This window comes from Ruegeria sp. CDSC042 (assembly GCF_059610745.1).
The window spans coordinates 35,690-53,239 of sequence record NZ_JBXWOF010000005.1; the positions used below are offsets into that span (position 1 = coordinate 35,690).

The 17,550-nt window shown below is 53.4% G+C and carries 17 protein-coding genes; 10 read left to right on the forward strand and 7 right to left on the reverse strand.

Annotation, left to right across the window (positions count from 1 at the left end):
* Window positions 1–63: 63 nt before the first annotated feature.
* From AC2FHX_RS11950 to AC2FHX_RS11975, 6 genes are all read right to left on the reverse strand, one after another.
* Window positions 64–2,007, reverse strand: coding sequence for a sigma-54-dependent Fis family transcriptional regulator (locus AC2FHX_RS11950; protein WP_496697150.1), 1,944 nt, complete (start codon window positions 2,005–2,007; stop codon window positions 64–66).
* 143 nt (window positions 2,008–2,150) lie between these two features.
* A complete protein-coding gene (locus AC2FHX_RS11955) occupies window positions 2,151–2,633 on the reverse strand; it encodes a hypothetical protein (protein ID WP_496702052.1) in 483 nt (160 codons plus the stop codon).
* A 300-nt stretch (window positions 2,634–2,933) separates the two neighbouring features.
* On the reverse strand, window positions 2,934–4,505 hold the full coding sequence (locus tag AC2FHX_RS11960) for a GMC family oxidoreductase (protein WP_496702050.1): 1,572 nt from the start codon (window positions 4,503–4,505) through the stop codon (window positions 2,934–2,936).
* A gap of 16 nt (window positions 4,506–4,521) precedes the next feature.
* Window positions 4,522–5,046 carry a twin-arginine translocation signal domain-containing protein gene (locus AC2FHX_RS11965; protein WP_496702048.1) on the reverse strand — a complete coding sequence of 175 codons (525 nt, stop codon included), beginning with the start codon at window positions 5,044–5,046 and terminating at the stop codon, window positions 4,522–4,524.
* A gap of 18 nt (window positions 5,047–5,064) precedes the next feature.
* Window positions 5,065–5,460 carry a VOC family protein gene (locus tag AC2FHX_RS11970; protein ID WP_496702046.1) on the reverse strand — a complete coding sequence of 132 codons (396 nt, stop codon included), beginning with the start codon at window positions 5,458–5,460 and terminating at the stop codon, window positions 5,065–5,067.
* Between the two features lie 110 nt (window positions 5,461–5,570).
* Window positions 5,571–5,864, reverse strand: a complete 294-nt coding sequence (locus AC2FHX_RS11975; RefSeq protein WP_496697140.1) for a ribbon-helix-helix domain-containing protein — start codon at window positions 5,862–5,864, stop codon at window positions 5,571–5,573.
* 500 nt (window positions 5,865–6,364) lie between these two features.
* On the opposite strand from AC2FHX_RS11975, the gene AC2FHX_RS11980 reads away from it, so the two are divergent.
* The 3 genes from AC2FHX_RS11980 to AC2FHX_RS11990 are packed head-to-tail and all read left to right on the forward strand — an operon-like array spanning window position 6,365 to window position 9,133.
* Window positions 6,365–7,354: a TRAP transporter substrate-binding protein gene (locus tag AC2FHX_RS11980; protein WP_496702045.1), complete on the forward strand. Its 990-nt coding sequence runs from the start codon at window positions 6,365–6,367 to the stop codon at window positions 7,352–7,354.
* Window positions 7,355–7,359: 5 nt separating this feature from the next.
* Window positions 7,360–7,839 (forward strand): TRAP transporter small permease, encoded by a 480-nt coding sequence (locus AC2FHX_RS11985; RefSeq protein ID WP_496702043.1) that lies wholly within the window; start codon window positions 7,360–7,362, stop codon window positions 7,837–7,839.
* Window positions 7,840–7,843: 4 nt separating this feature from the next.
* A complete protein-coding gene (locus AC2FHX_RS11990; protein WP_496702041.1) occupies window positions 7,844–9,133 on the forward strand; it encodes a TRAP transporter large permease in 1,290 nt (429 codons plus the stop codon).
* A gap of 17 nt (window positions 9,134–9,150) precedes the next feature.
* Here the strand turns inward: AC2FHX_RS11990 and AC2FHX_RS11995 are convergent, their stop codons facing one another.
* The gene (locus AC2FHX_RS11995; RefSeq protein WP_496702039.1) at window positions 9,151–9,789 is read right to left on the reverse strand and encodes a TetR/AcrR family transcriptional regulator; all 639 of its coding nucleotides are present in this window, start codon (window positions 9,787–9,789) and stop codon (window positions 9,151–9,153) included.
* 331 nt (window positions 9,790–10,120) lie between these two features.
* Between AC2FHX_RS11995 and mhpA the strand changes: the two genes are divergently transcribed.
* Genes mhpA through AC2FHX_RS12030 form a run of 7 tightly spaced genes read left to right on the forward strand, consistent with a single transcriptional unit; the run spans window position 10,121 to window position 17,538 of the window.
* On the forward strand, window positions 10,121–11,767 hold the full coding sequence (gene mhpA, locus AC2FHX_RS12000; RefSeq protein ID WP_496702038.1) for a bifunctional 3-(3-hydroxy-phenyl)propionate/3-hydroxycinnamic acid hydroxylase MhpA: 1,647 nt from the start codon (window positions 10,121–10,123) through the stop codon (window positions 11,765–11,767).
* Complete coding sequence (locus AC2FHX_RS12005) at window positions 11,764–12,837, forward strand: maleylacetate reductase (RefSeq protein ID WP_496702036.1); 1,074 nt, start codon at window positions 11,764–11,766, stop codon at window positions 12,835–12,837. Before mhpA ends, AC2FHX_RS12005 begins: the two co-directional genes overlap by 4 nt.
* A 41-nt stretch (window positions 12,838–12,878) precedes the next feature.
* Window positions 12,879–14,144 carry an ABC transporter substrate-binding protein gene (locus tag AC2FHX_RS12010; protein ID WP_496702034.1) on the forward strand — a complete coding sequence of 422 codons (1,266 nt, stop codon included), beginning with the start codon at window positions 12,879–12,881 and terminating at the stop codon, window positions 14,142–14,144.
* A gap of 59 nt (window positions 14,145–14,203) precedes the next feature.
* On the forward strand, window positions 14,204–14,923 hold the full coding sequence (locus AC2FHX_RS12015; protein WP_496702032.1) for an ABC transporter ATP-binding protein: 720 nt from the start codon (window positions 14,204–14,206) through the stop codon (window positions 14,921–14,923).
* Window positions 14,920–15,633 carry an ABC transporter ATP-binding protein gene (locus AC2FHX_RS12020; protein WP_496702030.1) on the forward strand — a complete coding sequence of 238 codons (714 nt, stop codon included), beginning with the start codon at window positions 14,920–14,922 and terminating at the stop codon, window positions 15,631–15,633. The genes AC2FHX_RS12015 and AC2FHX_RS12020 overlap by 4 nt, the downstream gene beginning before the upstream one ends.
* A complete protein-coding gene (locus AC2FHX_RS12025) occupies window positions 15,630–16,493 on the forward strand; it encodes a branched-chain amino acid ABC transporter permease (RefSeq protein ID WP_496702028.1) in 864 nt (287 codons plus the stop codon). The genes AC2FHX_RS12020 and AC2FHX_RS12025 overlap by 4 nt, the downstream gene beginning before the upstream one ends.
* Before the next feature lie 28 nt (window positions 16,494–16,521).
* On the forward strand, window positions 16,522–17,538 hold the full coding sequence (locus tag AC2FHX_RS12030; protein ID WP_496702026.1) for a branched-chain amino acid ABC transporter permease: 1,017 nt from the start codon (window positions 16,522–16,524) through the stop codon (window positions 17,536–17,538).
* Window positions 17,539–17,550: the final 12 nt, after the last annotated feature.

The window sequence follows — 17,550 nt, forward strand, 5'->3', positions numbered from 1 at the left end:
CCGTCTCCCCATGGAAAATCGGTCCCTAAATGCGGCGGCAGATTTGATCTGTCGCCGCATCTATTATTTCCCGCGGCCAAGACCGTACAGGTTTATCTTCCGGTACAAAGTTGGGCGCGAAATTCCGAGTGATTGAGCCACCTTCGTCAGGTTCCCATTTTCCTGCTCAATGGCACGTTGGATGGCTTCGGATTCAATTCCATGCAGATTGAAATTGGTGGATACATTCCGGGGTGTATTCCCAAACATGCTGTCGCTTGGTTCGGGGCTGGAAATCTCTTCGGGTAGATCGGCGAAAGATACCCTTGCGGTACCGTGCAACAGGCAAAGCCGTTCGACTATGTTGCGCAATTCACGGACATTTCCAGGCCAATGATAGCTTTGAAGAGCGGCCATGGCATCTTGATCAAATTGCAGCGGTTCACGATCAAAATTCGCTGACAGTTTTTGATTGAAATGTTCAGTCAGCAAGACGATGTCCCGCCCACGTTCACGCAGTGGAGGTACATCGATGACTATGGTGCCAATTCGATAGAAAAGATCCCTGCGGAACCGGCCGGCTTCGATGTCCTGCCGAAGGTTTCTGTTTGTCACCGCCACCAGTTGAACGTCAATCGGACGGCGTTTGTCACAGCCAATTCGATAAAGCGCCCTCTGCTCTAGCGTGCGCAGCAGATATGTTTGCAGCTCGGGTGGCATATCACCAACTTCGTCCAGGCAAAGGACACCGCCATTTGCCAGCTCAAACTTTCCGGGCCGACCTTCACGTAAGGCACCTGTAAAGGCCCCGGCAACATGGCCGAACAGTTCACCCCCGATAAGTTCACCCGAAATCGCTGCACAGTTGACGGCAATGAAGGGGGCTTTTTTATCGGCGTGATGGCTGTGGATGAGACGGGCGAACAGTTCTTTTCCAACGCCGGTTTCGCCCTGAACAAGAACCGTGACGTTTGCCTTTGCGGCCCGGTGGGCGAATTCGATAGCTTCCAACATCTTAGGACATTCGCCGAGAATTTGGATCTCGTCTTCTTCAACGCCATGCCGTGGCCGAATGGTGATCCCAGTGGATCGTGTAGGTGTCGGGGATGTTCTTTTCTCTGGAAGTATTAGTGCCGCGCCTTGAATCTGCGTTCCGGACTTAAGAATATCTATCTCAATACCGCTCAGTGAAGATGGTAATGCTGCGACCAAATCCCCGTCCGTCATATCTGGCGTCCAGGACAAAAGCTGTTTTCCGATCGGTAGGCCGCCAGTTTTCAGAATAGGTTCAACCTCGGTATTTCGACTGAAAACGATCCGGCCGGTTGAATCCAGCAAGACGACAGTGTCGTCTGTGCTGCGCGGCTTTTGCAAATCGATAAATGCCTCAAGCAAATTGGTTCGTTCTTCCCTTTGTTGTTCTGCCAGAGCGATTTCAATTTCTTTTGCGGCGGCCACAACCAGCGCTAAATTATGGGGGCGAAAAATATCCAGTGGTCCCGACAGATCGACGACCCCTAAGACTTGCCGGTCAAGCGGATCAAAGATCGGAACACCGGCACAGGTCCAGGATTTGATGCCCTGACAGAAGTGTTCTGACGCGTGCACATAGGTTGGTTTTCCTGTGCGCAAAGCTGTGCCGATACCGTTTGTGCCAATGACATTTTCGTCCCAGACACCGCCTACTTCCAGTTGGATATCACGCCCTTCGTCCAGGGTTTTATCATCGCCAATGGCATCGATTATTGTTCCGTTTCGGTCGGTCAAAAGAAGGACAGCACCGGACTCTGACAAATGGGGGCCAAGCCGCAGAAAAGCCGAGCGCGCAGCACGGCATAAAGAAGCGTTTTTCCGCTTCAATTCGTCTACGCGTTCGTCGCCAATTTTTTGCGGTGTGCCCGCCGGCGTCAGTGCGTTGATGCCTAAATCTGTGCACCTCGTCCACGAGTCCAGGATTTCCCGCCTTACGGTTTTCTCGACTTCTTCGGACTTTCGCCCAGTGTCGACGAAAGCTTCCCAAGCGTTCATTGTCGCTCTTTGGTCGCTGTCGTTGCTGACTTGCGTGAGGGGGGTTTTGGGGAAGGTGGAGGATCTGTTTCGCATGTTTTTCTTTCACTGACACCACCTCTAATAGATAGGCGGTTCAAAAAACGGCTACTTCTGGGATGGCCTCAAAGTTCGAGACGACGTGTTATGACATCTGCGAGCTTTTCCTTTATTTCATCAGACTCGATTACGATGTTGTTCAGGTCGCTCAAAACCTCTGTGACTTCATCGGGGAGTGGAGATACAAACCCATTTTCTTTGGTCGCCAGAGCAAAGAACTTTACGCCATCATTTACGCGTATTTGTCCTAGGAACTCCATTTGTTTACCAGAGTTCGCATCCATAACAAAAACACGTTCATTTGTACTGATGCGAACGACGGGATTTAGTTCCGAGGGCGCAGATGGACCGCCATAGACATGGATGTTCAGGCCCTCAGGCTCTGGTTCTTTCTTGGCGTTTGCCATGGCAGCGCGGGAGCGAGAGTATCCGCCGCCGCTGATTTGATCTGCTAGTCGACGAATGGTTGCGCCGTTCCCTTGCAGAAGGCGCCTTGCGTCTTGGTCTTCACGGCGCGGGCCGTCTTTTTTCGAGAAAATATCAACCATGCCTAATCTCGCAGTTCCCTGTTTGTTCGGTTCGCCAAAAAAACAACGGGGCAACAACCGTGACAAAAAGCGATATGTTTGTCCGCGTGCTATTTTGGCTTTTTATTATGTATCTTAAACTAGCAATTTCAGCCTTCTGAGTCTAGGCTGAGCACCGAATACAACGATGAAATGCCCTTAAAACATGGGCTCTGGCATAGTTTTTCTTGTATCTTCAAAATCCAGCGGATTCACGCTGAAATAATGCGATCCAAATATGATGTTTTGGTGCCCGGATTGCCCGGGCACGCAAATAAAGTTTCAGAGGTTACCCGCTGACATTTGTTCGGCAAGGTGGTCGGCTTGACGGATGGCAAGAGCCACAATGGTCAGTGTCGGGTTCTCGGCAGCGCCGGTTGTGAACTGCGAACCATCCGAGATGAAGAGGTTGGAAATGTCATGGGTCTGGCCCCATTTATTCACCACGCCGTCCCGCGGATTCTCGGACATTCGATTTGTCCCGAGGTTATGGGTGGAGGGGTAAGGTGGCGTCGGGAAGACCCGTGTCGCACCAACCGCTTCATAGACAGCAGCGCCTTGCGCATAGGCGTGATTGCGCATTGCAATGTCATTTGGGTGATCATCGAAATGTACATTCACGACTGGCAGTCCATGCTGGTCTTTCACTTCGTGGTTGAGCGTAACGCGGTTTGTTTCTTGTGGCATGTCTTCGCCAACAATCCACATACCGGCCATATTCTCGTATGAATCCAAAGCTGATGTGAATTCACGCCCCCAAGCGCCCGGATCCAAGAAGGCCGCCATGAATGGTAACCCAAGAGCCAGAGTTTCAAGTTCATAACCGCCGACAAAACCGCGACTTGGATCATGACGTGATTCATCTTGGATGATCCCTGCCATCGTGGTGCCGCGCCACATTTTCACGGGTTGATCGAAGACAGCATAGACCGAACCGGTCATGTGACGCATATAGTTCCGCCCAACCTGGCCAGAGCTGTTTGCCAAACCGTCAGGGAACATCGAAGAGGCAGAGTTCAAAAGCATTCTCGGGCTTTCGAACGAGTTGCCCGCAACACAAACTACACGGGCCTGTTGCATCTGAAGATTGCCATCTTTGTCGAAGTATTCGACGCCGGTGACTTTGCCTTCATCATTGTGCAGGATGCGTGCGACATGGGAGTTTTCGCGCACCTCTAAGTTGCCGGTGGCCTCGCCTGCTGGGATATCAGTGTACGCTGCGGACCATTTCGCACCCCACTTACATCCTTGAAAACAAAACCCGGTTTGTTGGCAGGCCAAGCGATCTTCGGTTTCGGCAGAGTTGATTGCCATACGACCGGTATTAACCTGCTCATACCCAAGCGCCTTTGCGCCTTTTTCGAAGACGAGATAGTTGTTGTTTCCCGGCAAGCCGGCACGATCTCCGGTTCGGGTCACACCCAGTTTGTTTTCGGCTTTGGTATAGTAATCATCCATCTCGCGCGGGTCGATGGGCCAGTCCAATAGGTTTGCACCCTGAACGTCACCATAGGTCGTCGCGGCCTTCCACTCGTGGTCCTGAAAGCGCAGCGACGCTCCGGCCCAATGCGTTGTGGTGCCGCCAACGGCCTTGACGATCCAGGCAGGCAGGCCAGAAAAATCCTTTGCAACACGCCAGTCACCCGATGTCGTTCGAGGGTCGACCCAGGCAAGCTGGCCGAAACTTTCCCATTCGTCATTTACATAATCTTCTGGCAGGTATCGCCCGCCAGCTTCGAGCGCGACAACACTAATGCCTTTCTGCGCCAATTCGTTTGACAGAACGCCGCCGCCAGCGCCGGTTCCAATTACGACAACAACGCTGTCGTCGGTGAGATCAAAAGGTGCCGTCATGGTGCCATCTCTCCCTTTAAAGCCAGTTGATGTCGTTGAAGCCTCGGTCGATGTATCCCCCGAACTCGAAAGAGGAGCCCTCATACCCAAAAATTGGCCAAACGGCTTTTTGGTTGTAAAGACCGGTCACAAGACCACCGCGAACTGTCTGGAAAAACGGGCTATCTTCCATGCTGCGCAGAATATCGACGCGATCTCGTTCCCAGCCGGTGCCCAGGTAGCTGTCATATCCCTTGCCCTGTGCAGCCGCGTTCAGGGCGTCAATACCGGCCTCGACAGATGCTGCGGCTTCGTCGGTGTCATATCCTTTGACCGCGATCACGTAGAATTCGTCACCCACTTTGTCGTGCGGGTAGATATCGCGTGCCATCTGAACCAGCGTTGCAAATGTCTCGGGCTTTAGAACTGACGTTTCGACGGCCCAGGCTGCGTTTGGTGCGGCGATGAATGTTGCACCGACGACGAAGGACGCGCCTATTGCTGTCGCATTAGACAAAAGCTGTCGACGTGTCAGCCCCTTCCGGCGTTTTAAACTCTCCATCTTTTCCTCCCTTTGATTTTACTGAAAGCGACCAGACCGTTCGAGAACTTCAATCTCATAGCCATCCGGGTCGGTGACAAAGAAGAAGCGGCCGACAAGTCTGCCGTCCGGGGCAAACTCGACGAGCTTACGTGGAGATAACCCTTCGCGTTCGAACCGCGCATGTTCTTCATCAAGGTTGTCGACAGACACCGCAAAATGGCCGTAGCCATTTCCCAGCCCATAGGCTTCGGTCTGGCCTTTGTTGATGGTCAGTTCCAGCTCGAAACTGCTTTCAGGGTTGCTGAGATAAACGAGCGTAAAATTCTCGAAATCAAGACGATCGGCAACTTTGAGGCCGAATGCTGTGCCGTAGAAGCTGACGGATCGTGCCTCGTTCAGAACACGTATCATCGAGTGTATTGCTTTTGCCAAAGCCCGCTTCCCCCTTCTGTTGTGACAGAAGCAGTCTACAGACCATCATTGGCTAGGCAGGTAGTATAGGCTTACTACCCTGCAGAATTTATATTCTAAGAACTCCGAGGTTATTCCGCGGCTACCGCTGGCTGTTCATCATGGGTAGAAATCTCCATGAATTTCAAACAGGCACAACGTAAAAGCGACGTAAAATTAACGGGTTCTCCGCGAAGCTCCAGAACTTCGCTATGCAGCTTCGAGATGAAAACCGGTGTCGTCATCCCGTCATTATCCGCAATCGTATCAATGACTTGCCAAAATGCATTTTCGAGTCTGATGCTCGTGCTTTGGCCATTAATACGAATGCGCCGCGTTGCGCTCGCATAACGTTCCGGGTCTTGACCGGCAAATACCTGGCACATGCGCATTCTCCCTTCGGTTTCTTTTCTAGTCTGCACAAAAACCGAAGTTTTGCATCTTTTTTGACAAGCGCGATGCGTCATCCTGGCCAGGATGACCGACCTAAGGCGGATTCCTCAGGTTAGATTGAGTGCCTTGTCCTCGCTCACTAGGTTTGGGAGCTGTCTCGGGATTTCCATTGCGGCAACCTCTTAGTAGTTTTCTGAAACATATCCTATAGGATATTAATGGGGCAAAAATTATGTATTTCACACAATGTTTTCTACGACATTAGGCTACAATCGTTAGCCGAATTGGGGGCCGTTTTGGCTAATAGGTTCGAAATGCAGAACAACGCTATCGATGTGCCGTCAGCTTGCAAGGCTTGCCACATCTCTGATGCGCTCAATGTGAATTCTGAGATCGGCCCCGGAAACAACCGCGCCAATGGCTGTCCAGTTTAGAGAGATGCCGATTGGATTAATTCAGGGTTGTTTGAAACCGAATACGGAGGGGAAAACTCATGGGAATGCTTACGAGATTGATGAACGGTACTATTGCATCACTGACGTTAAGCGCAGGTGCTGCATATACAGCAGATGTCACACTTTTGTTAGGTCATACCGCACCAACAAATTCGGTGTTTCAGGAAAGCGCCGAGATTTTTGCCGAGTCACTGGACACCCTATCCGGCGGAACGGTTGCCGTGGATATTGTTGGCGGCGGCGCAATGGGGGGTATTCCGGATCACTGGGCTCAACTGCGGGCCGGTGATCTGGATCTGCATCTGTTTGAACTTGTCGGCGTCAGCTTCATGAAGGAAGCGTCGGACTTTTCAGTACTCTTCGCGCCTTATCTGTTTGAAGATCAAGCGCATCTACATCGGTTTACAGAAAGCGAGCTGTTCAAGGCCATGATGGACCGCGCTGACACTGCGACCGGAATTCATTATGTCGGGTATGTTGGCGATCGCTATCCACGTGCCGTTTCCACCCGTGATATTAAAGTTGTCAAACCCGAAGACCTTTCGGGCCAAAGGGTGCGTGTGGCAATGCACCCGGCCATCGTAGCGACCTACGAAGCGTTTGGTGCGGTGCCGACACCGATCCCGTCGCCCGAACTTATGATCGCTTTAAAAACCGGAACGGTAGATGGTCAAGATCAAGGTCTCGTAGACTACCTTGACGCGGGCTATGATGAGGCCAGTCCCTATTACGCGCCAATCAATACCGTCCATGCCGGCATGGGGCTTTGGATGTCAGGTGGAAAGTGGGACACACTTACAGAGGAGCAAAAGGGTTGGGTGACCGAAGCCGCAACTGTCACTTCTGCGACTATAAACGCGGCCGGAGAAGCCCGGATGGAGGCCGCTCAGGCGCTTGCGGCGGAGCGTGGTGTCACGATTTCGACGCCGGATATTGAGGCCTTTCAGGAGGCCATAGCTCCAGTCATCGAAAAACTTGACGGAGAGATGTGGCCCGCAGGGTTGTACGACCAGATCAAAGGTCTCTGAGGTTCATGTTGCACGTCGTTGATTGGTCTAAACAGATCGACACCTCCCTCACATGGTTTTTGCGGGCTGTGCTGGGGGGGCTTTTGGTCGGGTTGGTGTTGCTGGAGTCTACGCAGGTCACTCTGCGCTACTTTTTTGCGCTGGGGTTGCCTTGGGCAAGAGATGTTTCAACAATCGGGTTGATGTGGCTGGCTTGGCTGGGCGCCCCTCTGTTGTGGATGAAACGTTCGCATATATCCGTCGATTTCATACCTGTGCCAAACATCCGGTCCCTGCGCAGGGTAGGGCAAATTGTTTTACAGCTTTCCATGGCGGTGAGCGGTGGATTCCTGTTGTATCACGCGTCTGAGGCTGCGGCCCGCTATGCGCAGATTGATCTGACATCAATACCTGACGCGCATGCAAACCAGAAGTTCTTTCCAGTGATGGTGGGGTCGTTTTTACTGATCTTGGTCAGTATCACGGCACTCGTTCAAAAGGACTGAAGCCGTGTTAGAGACTGCGTTTACCGTAGCCGTAATGATTGTCCTGATGCTGCTACGGTTTCCGGTGTTTTATGCGATGGCACTTTCGGTCGTAGCTTTTGCGTTTGTCTATGCACCGATCATGCGCCCCTCGGTCGTGGTGCAGGGATTGGTTCAGGGCCTCGACAATTCCGCCTTTACGGCGCTGGTCTACTTCATGGCTGTTGGCACGATCATGAACGCCGGAGGCATGAGTGCGCGATTGCTGGATCTCGCCCGGACTCTGTTGGCGCATATCCGGGGTGGATTGAGCCATGCCAATATCGGGTCGAGCATGATTTTCGCCGGTATCTCAGGCTCTGCCATAGCTGATGTCGCCGCAGTTGGATCAGTAATGATCCCCGCAATGAAACGCGATGGGTATAGCCCTGCCTACGCGGCGGCGGTGACTACAGCCTCTGCGACCATCGGAATTGTCATTCCCCCCTCAATTCCGATGGTCGTTTTTGCGCTGTTTACGGGTGCAGATATCACGCGACTTTTCGTGGCTGCGATTTTGCCCGGGATTCTCATGGGGATTTTCCTTTTGGGCGTATCGATCGTCGTTTCGATCAAGCGCGGATATCCCGCTCAGCGTTGGCAGGGCTGGCGTGCGGTTTGGGTCGCATTGCGGCGCAGTATCCTTGCGCTGATCCTGCCAGTTGTCGTCATTGGAGGGATGGTATCTGGCTTCGCAACTGTTTCAGAAATTGGTTCGATTGCCGTACTGTATTCGATAATTGTCTCACTTCTCATTTATCGCGAGACGACGCTGCGCAGCTTTTGTGCGGCGCTTGGGGATGCGGCGATTGACAGCGCCAAGGTCCTGATCATCGTCAGTGTGTCCGGTGCATTCATCTGGATCACCGCACGCATGGGGGTTGGGGCGCAATTCGTTTCAATGGTGAATGGGATTCAGCCCACTCCGACAATGTTTTTGGCGCTTGTGGCGGTTTTTATGCTGATTCTGGGGACGGTACTGGACCCGGTGATCATCACAATCGTTGTGGCCCCGATTGTGGCACCCACAGCGATCATGACAGGGGTGGATATAGTTCAGTTTGGACTTGTGATGGTCCTGGCCGGTGCGATTGGTCTGGTTACTCCACCGGTTGGCATTTTGCTGTTCGTAACCGCGGCCCAGTCTGGTGCCAGAGTTGGTCAGGTCGTGCGTGAAGCCGGAGTGTTCCTAATCGCATTGGCTGTCTTGCTGGCCCTGGTCGTGTTCTTCCCTGCGTTGACCTTGTGGCTGCCGAACCTCATGCTTGGGCAGTAGGCGTTGAAGCGTAGGTGCTATTGACCACTGATTTCCGGACGTGGACGCGCAGCCAGCTCAACCGCTGCATTCTTGCCAATTCCCGTCATGCACAAAAGTTGGGTGATGATTTGGCTTTTGCTGCTGTGAGGGACATTGTCATTGGTTATCGCAAGGGCGGCACCAATCAGGGCATGTGTGGTCAACCTCCAGACCAGCTCGGCATCAGAGACCTGAAATCGACCGGCCTGTGAGGCCCGCCTCAAGTCGCGAATGGCGAAGGGACCCATCATCCGGAACATCGTGTCTGATATGACCTCAGATCTGTGCAAAAGCTGTTTCCAGTGCGTGTCGCCTGTTGCTGTATCGAGCACGGTTCTAATACCAAAGGCGTAGACCTGGGCGGGGTCGTCGAACGTGTCCGTGACCTCTTCGATCCTCAACGCCAGATCATGCATCAGGGTTTCCAAAACGGCGATTGCCAATTCGTCTTTCGATTTGAAATAGCTATAGACTGTGCCAGCGCCGACATCTGCCTTTTCGGCAATCTCCAACATGGTTGCGGCATCGACGCCGCGCTCGGACATGATTTCACGAGCAGCCCCAATCAGCGCCTGTTTATTTCGACGCTGACGCTTTGCAACTCGGCCCTCCTTAACGGGGATCATTTCGCTCATTTTGAGTTCCGCCTGACAATAATCGAATCATATTCAATTTTGAATTTTGCCACAACTTCTTTCACAACCATTGGGAAAGTTGAAGCCTATGGATTGCTTCTGTCGTATTTTTGGATCTCACCCTAAAACGCCGGAATGCGATCATAACTTACGATAAACAAACAATAATATTTCTCACCTTCACTGGAAAGAGTGGCCTCCAATAGCGAATAGTATCCAAACTTGACGAGTATTCGAAAACGATCTAGCGTCAAGAAGAGGTAACTTTTTGGCCGTTCCAGCCCGTTTAAGGGCTCTGGTTGAACGGCTAAGGGCTTAGGAGGAGACAAAGATGACCCATCCCGCGACCAACAGTGATTTCGATACTGATGTTGCAATTGTAGGTGCTGGTCCGGTTGGCACCATGCTGGCCATTCTGCTGGGCCAGAAGGGGAAGAAGGTCACTCTGGTTGAGCGGTGGTCCACGCATTACGGCCTGCCGCGTGCGGTTACATACGACCACGAGATTGCCCGCATTCTGGCGTCCCTTGGAATCGATTCCGAAACCGATTCAGCGATCAACTGTCATGATGAGTTGTATTACTGGCGCAACCGGGATGGTCAGAACCTGCAGATTGTTGACTGGCAGAGCCAATCAGCCAGCGGCTGGCGCGTGCGTTACTGGTTCAACCAGCCGCTGCTTGAAAAGCGCTTGCTGAAGATTGCCGGTGAAATCCCCGACGTAACAATCTTGCGCGGTTGGGACGGCGTTGCTCTGGATCAGGATAGCACTGGCGTGTCGCTGTCGCTTAAGCAAAACCCCGAAGAATTTGGGCCCGACGGAGAACGCAAAGTCATTCGCGCAAAATTCGCCGTTGGAACCGATGGCGCGAACAGTTTCGTGCGCGAAAGCTTGGGTATCGAGAACGAAGACAAGGGTTACTTCTTCGATTGGCTCATCCTGGATATGGTCCCGAAGTTCGACTATTGCGCCTCACGCCCGGAAGATCCGGCGCAGTGGCAGCTGTGCGATCCAAAGCGCCCAACAACGATTGTGCCAGGCGGGCCTGGCCCTGTCGAAGGTGGCCCGGATCGCCGGCGTTGGGAATTCATGGTTCTCCCTGGTGAGTCAGTGGAGGAAGTTCAGAAAGAGGAAAATGCCTGGAGGTTGTTGAAGCCTTGGGGGCTGACCCCGGAAAACTCTGAATTGGAACGCGCTGCAGTTTATCGCTTTCAGGCCCGCTGGGCCAAGAAATGGCATAGCGGCCGGTGCCTCATCGGCGGCGACGCTGCACACCTGATGCCGCCTTTTGCTGGCGAAGGGATGTGCGCTGGTTTGCGCGATGCAGTGGCGATGGGCTGGCGTCTGAATGCCATTCTTGAGGGTAAGACCGGGATTGAGGTGCTGGAAAGCTACTCGTCAGAACGCATTGAGCACGCCAAACACTACATCAACTTCAGCCAGGAGCTGGGCAGCATCATCTGTATCAGTGATGAGAAGGAAGCGATTGACCGCGACGCGCGTATGATCGCCGATCTAAAACATCGGAACAATCAGCCGGTACCGACAGATATCTGCCATCTGGGCGAGGGTGTCTGGTGTGATGAAAGCGCTCATGCCGGTGAACTTTCTGTGCAAGGCGTTGTCAAATACAATGGAAACAACGGTCGCTTTGACCAGGCTGTTGGTCGGGGTTGGGTTCTGATCGGTTATCAGGCGGACCCGATTGCAGCATTGACTGAAACCCAGCGTGAGCAACTAGGAAAATTGGAAGGCTTCGGCGTTCAGATTGGTGCACCAGGCGGTCAGCATGATGTTGTCGACACCGAAGGGACTTATAAGGCCTGGTTGGAAGACATCGACGCGAAATATGTCTTGGTGCGTCCTGATTTTTACGTGGCTATTACTGCCAACACACCGGAAAATCTCCAATCTCGTTTTGACAAGGTCATGTCAGCATTGCACCTGGATACGGCCGTTGCCGTAGCCGCTGAGTGAGGTTGGGCGCCATGTTTTCAGGGTTTACCTACAACGCAAATCCAGCGCGGATCGTATTCGGGCTGGGAGCATCGACCAATGTCGCGGCAGAAGTTAGCAGCTTGGGCTGTAGCCGGGCACTGGTTTTGTCGACGCCATTTCAGGCGAATGACGCTGAAAAACTGGCTGCGGATCTGGGCTCACTTGCCGTTGGGGTGTTCTCACAGGCGGCCATGCATACGCCTGTGGATGTTACTGAGAAAGCCATGGCTGCCTATGAAGCAGCGAATGCTGACTGTGTTATTGCCTTGGGCGGAGGGTCCACTATCGGCCTCGGCAAGGCAATCGCCTATCGCAATGACACCCCTCAGGTCGTGATTGCAACCACTTACGCGGGATCAGAGGTCACGCCGATCCTCGGGCAGACTGAAAATGGACTGAAGACAACTATCCGTCACGCCAAGATCCTGCCCGAAGTTGTGATTTATGATCCCGAATTGACCGTGGGTCTGCCCGTAGGCATGAGCGTAACGTCGGGGCTGAATGCGATGGCGCATGCGGTCGAGGCTGTTTACGCTGAAAACCGCAACCCGGTGACCTCGCTTATGGCAGCGGAAGGTGTTCGCGCGCTACGAGACGCTCTGCCCGGCATTGTGGAGAACCCAAAAAACATCGAAGCACGCAGCGAAGCACTGTATGGTGCCTGGCTTTGTGGCGCGGTCCTGGGGACTGTGGGCATGGCTCTGCACCACAAGATTTGCCACACACTGGGCGGGACATTTGATCTGCCGCATGCGGAAACGCACGCGATCATGTTGCCACACTCAGCCGCATATAACGCGCCTGCTGTGGTTGATGAGATGCAACCGATCGCCGATCTGTTCGGTGGTTCTATTGGCGGAGGATTGTGGGATTTTGCGAAATCTCTGAATGCCCCGCTGGCACTGCGCGATTTGAATGTCCAAGCAGTCGATCTGGACCTCGCGACCGAGATTGCGACCCAGAATCCTTATTGGAATCCACGCCCAATAGAACGTCAGGCGATCAGGGAATTGCTGCAGCAGGCCTTTGAAGGTCGCCGACCAGAGTAACAGCCTGAAATACCGTCAAATGCATCAGGGAGGAAACCAACATGCTGACACGACGCACACTTCTGAAAACAGGCGCAGCCGCCGGGGCCACCGCCTTGGCGATGCCAGCCCTGGCCCAGAACGGAACGGTTAAGATTGGATATGTCAGCCCGCAGTCCGGCCCGCTCAGCGCATTTTCCGAGGCTGACAACTATGTCATCGAACAGTTCATCAAGAACAGTGCCGCAAGCGGTCTGAATGTTGAAGTGATCGTCAAGGACAGCCAATCCAATCCCAACCGTGCGGCCGAAGTTGCGCGCGAATTGATTGTCCGCGATGAGGTCAATCTGATCTGTGTCGCATCGACACCTGAAACTACAAACCCTGTCTGCACCATTGCAGAAGCCGAAGAAATCCCGGTGATTTCTTCTGTGGCTCCGTGGCAGCCGTGGTTCATCGGTCAGCAAGGCAATCCGGGTGATCCGTCCAGCTGGCAGGAATTCGACTATGTCTACCACTTCTTCTGGGGGCTGGAAGACAACGTGTCCGTGTTCCTGAACATGTGGAACAGCATTGAAAGCAACAAGGTACTAGGGGCGCTGTGGCCCAATGATGGGGACGGGAACGCCTGGGCAAGTGATGTTGGCATGCCACCGGCTGCAGCGGCTGCAGGATATCAGCTGATCGATCCGGGTCGGTACCAAAACCTGACCGATGATTTCAGCGCGCAGATCAACGCTTATAAAAATGCGAACGCGGAAATTTTTACGGGCATTCCGATCCCTCCGGATTTCACCACGTTTTGGACTCAGGCGAAACAGCAGGGCTATAATCCAAAGATGGCTTCGATCGCCAAGGCATTGTTGTTCCCCGAAAGCGTTCAGCAACTTGGCGATCTCGGGAACAACTTGACCTGCGAAGTCTACTGGACACCTTCGTTCCCCTTCAAATCGTCACTGACTGGTGAAACCAGTGCTGAGCTGGCCGCCGGTTTCGAAACAGCGGCTAAGCGCAAATGGACGCAACCCGTCGGCTTTACACACGCCCTTTTCGAAGTTGCGGCCAGCGCAATTCAGCGCACCGAAGACCCAACAGACGGAGATGCATTGGCTGAAGCGATTGCCAGCACCGATCTGGAAACAGTGGTTGGCCATATCGGTTGGGGCAAAGACAACCTGCCACCATTTGCGCAGAAAAACGTGGCCAAGACACCCCTGGTCGGTGGCCAGTGGCGCCGCCAGGACAGTGGTGATTTCGAACTTCTGATCGTTGAGAACAGCAACGCGCCCGAGATCCCGCTCGACGGTACGCTCGAAACCCTCAACTAGCGCCTTTGAGCATCGGGCCAATCGGGCCCGGTGCCAATTCCTTTTGTTCGGAGATTCGAATGTCTATCCTGACACTCAAATCAGTATCTAAATCGTTTGGGGCTTTGAAGGTTACGGACGATGTGTCTCTGGACGTTCAGGCAGGGGAAGCTCTGGGAATTATCGGGCCCAACGGGGCAGGGAAGTCGACCCTGTTCAATCTGATTGCCGGGAACATCAAACCGGATGAAGGGCAGGTCTTTCTTGAGGGTGTGGACGTTACTCAGCGGACACCCATGGAAAGAGTTCATGCCGGGGTCGGGCGGTCGTTCCAAATTCCACAACCTTTTGCGCATTTAAGTGTCTACGAAAACTTGATGGTTGCTGCCCAGTTCGGAGGAGAACATCGGGGATACGAGGCAGGGACATTTTGCATGTCCATATTGTCTGAAACCGGTCTTGAATCATGCGCACGCGATCTGGCGGGTGGTCTATCACTGTTGCAGCGCAAGCGCCTGGAATTGGCGCGGGCTATGGCGACCTCTCCCAAGCTGATCTTGTTGGATGAAATTGCCGGAGGTCTAACCGACGGTGAGTGTGTCGATCTGATCAAGACGATCAAGAACATCCACAGTCAGGGTACGTCAATCATCTGGATTGAACATGTGCTGCATGCTCTCAACTCGGTTGTCGATCGTCTTATGGTGTTGAATTTCGGTAAGAATCTCATGGTCGGAGGGGTTGACGAGGTCATGAACGCCCCTGCGGTCCGAGAAATCTATCTGGGGATTGAAGTATGACTGAGCCACTATTATCCACTCACGGACTTACGGCTCACTACAGTGATTTCCAGGCCCTGTTTGGTGTCGATATCGACATCAAGCAGGGCGAAACGATTGCCATCATCGGTGCGAACGGTGCAGGAAAATCCACACTGATGCGTGCCATCACGGGTCTATTGAAGAACAAACCGGACGCAATCAAACTTCGGGGTGAGAGCATTGGTGACCTCTCTGCACCAGAGGTGCTGGAGCGGGGGATTTCCATGGTCCCGGAAGGGCGACGGTTGTTTCCCTCTCTCACGGTGGAAGAAAACCTTCTGATCGGGGCACATACCAGAACCGGAAATGGGGTCTGGAACCTTGAGAGTGTTTACGAAGTCGTTCCTGCACTGAAGGACCGCCGGGATCATCCGGGTACCGCATTATCCGGTGGTCAGCAGCAAATGGTAGCGATTGGTCGGGCGTTGATGTCAAACCCGGATCTTTTGCTCTGTGACGAACTCAGCCTTGGGCTTGCACCTGTTGTCATCAAAGAAATCTATGCTTCGTTCCCGACGATCAAAGAGCGCGGAGCCTCTGTTGTCGTCGTTGAGCAAGATATTGGGCAAGCGATGAGAGTTGCAGACCGGGTGTTTTGCATGATGGAAGGTCGCGTGACGTTACAGGGCACGCCCGACGAGTTGTCGCGAGAAGAGATTCACAACGCGTATTTCGGGGTAAGCGCATGATCTTAGTCGACACACTCATTCAGGGCATTTTGCTTGGTGGCCTATATGCTCTGTTCGCTGCCGGGCTTAGCCTGGTGTTTGGCGTTATGCGCCTTGTCAACTTGGCACATGGTGATCTGATTGTACTGGCAGCATTTGTCATTTTGTCCATCGGCACGGCTCTGAATCTCGGCCCGTTTGTCGCGGTGATCCTCGCGTTTCCCATCATGTTTGCTGTGGGGTGGGGGCTGCAAACCTATTTGCTGAACCGTGTGCTTGGGGATGATATCCTGCCTCCCTTGCTCGTGACTTTCGGCCTGTCTGTGGTGATTCAGAATGGTTTGCTGGAAATATTCACAGCGGATAGTCAGAAACTGACAGCCGGGCCCATCGAGGCACAGTCTTTGGCGCTGGGGCCGGTCACCGTTGGGGTGATGCCTTTGCTGACCTTTGTATCCGCTGTTGTTGTTATCTTTGCGCTGAACCAGATCTTCTACAGAACCAAGCTTGGGCGTGCATTCCGAGCCACTTCGGACGACCGCGAGACCGTAGGTCTGATGGGGATCCGCCCCAATAACGTCTTTGCAGTCGCTACAGGTATTGCGATGGTAGTTGCCACGATTGCAGCCTTGTATCTTGGCATTCGCGCCAATTTCGATCCCAGCATTGGCCCCGCACGCCTTCTTTACGCATTTGAGGCGGTGATCATTGGTGGGCTTGGCTCGCTTTGGGGCACTTTGGCTGGTGGGGTGATTATCGGTGTCGCTCAGGCTTTGGGCGCTTCCATCAACCCCGAATGGCAAATTCTGTCCGGACATATCGCATTTGTCGTTGTCCTTCTCGTTCGCCCCCGCGGACTTTTCCCACGTTCCAAAGACTGAGGTACCCGCAGTGTCTGATCAAAAGAATATGACCCGCTTGCTTCAGCTTTTTGGCCTTGCTGGCATCGTACTTTTGTTTCTCGTGCCTGTCATTGGCTCCCGGGCCTTGGTGCAAGATCTGTTTGGCGTGCTGACGCTTTTGATCCTGGCGCAGAATTGGAATCTGCTTGCAGGATTTGCCGGGTTGGTATCCGTGGGCCAGCAGGCTTTTGTCGGCGTTGGTGCATATGCCATGTTCGCCTGCGTTATCCTGCTGGGTCTGGATCCTCTGATTGGCATCGCCGTTGGAGGTATCACTGCCATGATCCTGGCAATTCCAATGGCCTTCTTTTCATTCCGGTTGGCCGGGGCCTATTTTGCCATCGGAACATGGGTCATCGCAGAGATAACGCGCCTTTGCTTTGCCCAATGGAAAGCACTTGGCGGCGGTACCGGCACCTCATTGCCGAAAGGCACCACAAAAACCATGTTTGGCGTGCCTGAGATCAAAAGTTGGTTGGGTGGTAGTTCATCCGCCGCATCTGACGCTTTGACCTATTGGCTAGCACTGACCCTGGCCCTTGCAACCCTTATTGCGGCGTATCTTTTCCTAAAGTCACGAATGGGCCTGGGCCTGCAATCGCTGCGCGACAACGAAGAGGCTGCCCGGTCAGTCGGTGTAAATCCTACGCGTCTGAAAGCTTGGGTGTTCATGCTGACGGCTTTTGGTACCGGTCTTTGCGGTGCACTTCTGTTCATTCAGATTACACGGGTTACACCCGAGGCGGCATTCTCGGTGGTGGATTGGACCGCTTTCGTGATCTTTATAACCGTGATTGGTGGAATCGGAACACTGCCGGGACCGATCATCGGTGTGATCGTGTTCTATTTCTTGCAACGGGCCCTTGCTGATTATGGCACGGTCTATCTGATCGTTCTGGGCTGTCTCGGGATTGCCGTGATGCTGTTCGCTCGGCGCGGATTGTGGGGGCTGTTCACTGAAAAAACCGGGATTGAGCTTTTGTCTCTGCGACAGCTGCCCCCGGAAGAAAACCAAGCGCGCTGACACACACAAATA

Bases quoted from the DNA above. Each gene is read 5' to 3' on its own strand.
- AC2FHX_RS11950 (WP_496697150.1), bottom strand. From the start codon at position 2,007: ATGAACGCTTGGGAAGCTTTCGTCGACACTGGGCGAAAGTCCGAAGAA.
- AC2FHX_RS11955 (WP_496702052.1), bottom strand. From the start codon at position 2,633: ATGGTTGATATTTTCTCGAAAAAAGACGGCCCGCGCCGTGAAGACCAA.
- AC2FHX_RS11960 (WP_496702050.1), bottom strand. From the start codon at position 4,505: ATGACGGCACCTTTTGATCTCACCGACGACAGCGTTGTTGTCGTAATT.
- AC2FHX_RS11965 (WP_496702048.1), bottom strand. From the start codon at position 5,046: ATGGAGAGTTTAAAACGCCGGAAGGGGCTGACACGTCGACAGCTTTTG.
- AC2FHX_RS11975 (WP_496697140.1), bottom strand. From the start codon at position 5,864: ATGTGCCAGGTATTTGCCGGTCAAGACCCGGAACGTTATGCGAGCGCA.
- AC2FHX_RS11980 (WP_496702045.1), top strand. From the start codon at position 6,365: ATGGGAATGCTTACGAGATTGATGAACGGTACTATTGCATCACTGACG.
- AC2FHX_RS11985 (WP_496702043.1), top strand. From the start codon at position 7,360: ATGTTGCACGTCGTTGATTGGTCTAAACAGATCGACACCTCCCTCACA.
- AC2FHX_RS11995 (WP_496702039.1), bottom strand. From the start codon at position 9,789: ATGAGCGAAATGATCCCCGTTAAGGAGGGCCGAGTTGCAAAGCGTCAG.
- mhpA (WP_496702038.1), top strand. From the start codon at position 10,121: ATGACCCATCCCGCGACCAACAGTGATTTCGATACTGATGTTGCAATT.
- AC2FHX_RS12010 (WP_496702034.1), top strand. From the start codon at position 12,879: ATGCTGACACGACGCACACTTCTGAAAACAGGCGCAGCCGCCGGGGCC.
- AC2FHX_RS12015 (WP_496702032.1), top strand. From the start codon at position 14,204: ATGTCTATCCTGACACTCAAATCAGTATCTAAATCGTTTGGGGCTTTG.
- AC2FHX_RS12020 (WP_496702030.1), top strand. From the start codon at position 14,920: ATGACTGAGCCACTATTATCCACTCACGGACTTACGGCTCACTACAGT.
- AC2FHX_RS12025 (WP_496702028.1), top strand. From the start codon at position 15,630: ATGATCTTAGTCGACACACTCATTCAGGGCATTTTGCTTGGTGGCCTA.
- AC2FHX_RS12030 (WP_496702026.1), top strand. From the start codon at position 16,522: ATGACCCGCTTGCTTCAGCTTTTTGGCCTTGCTGGCATCGTACTTTTG.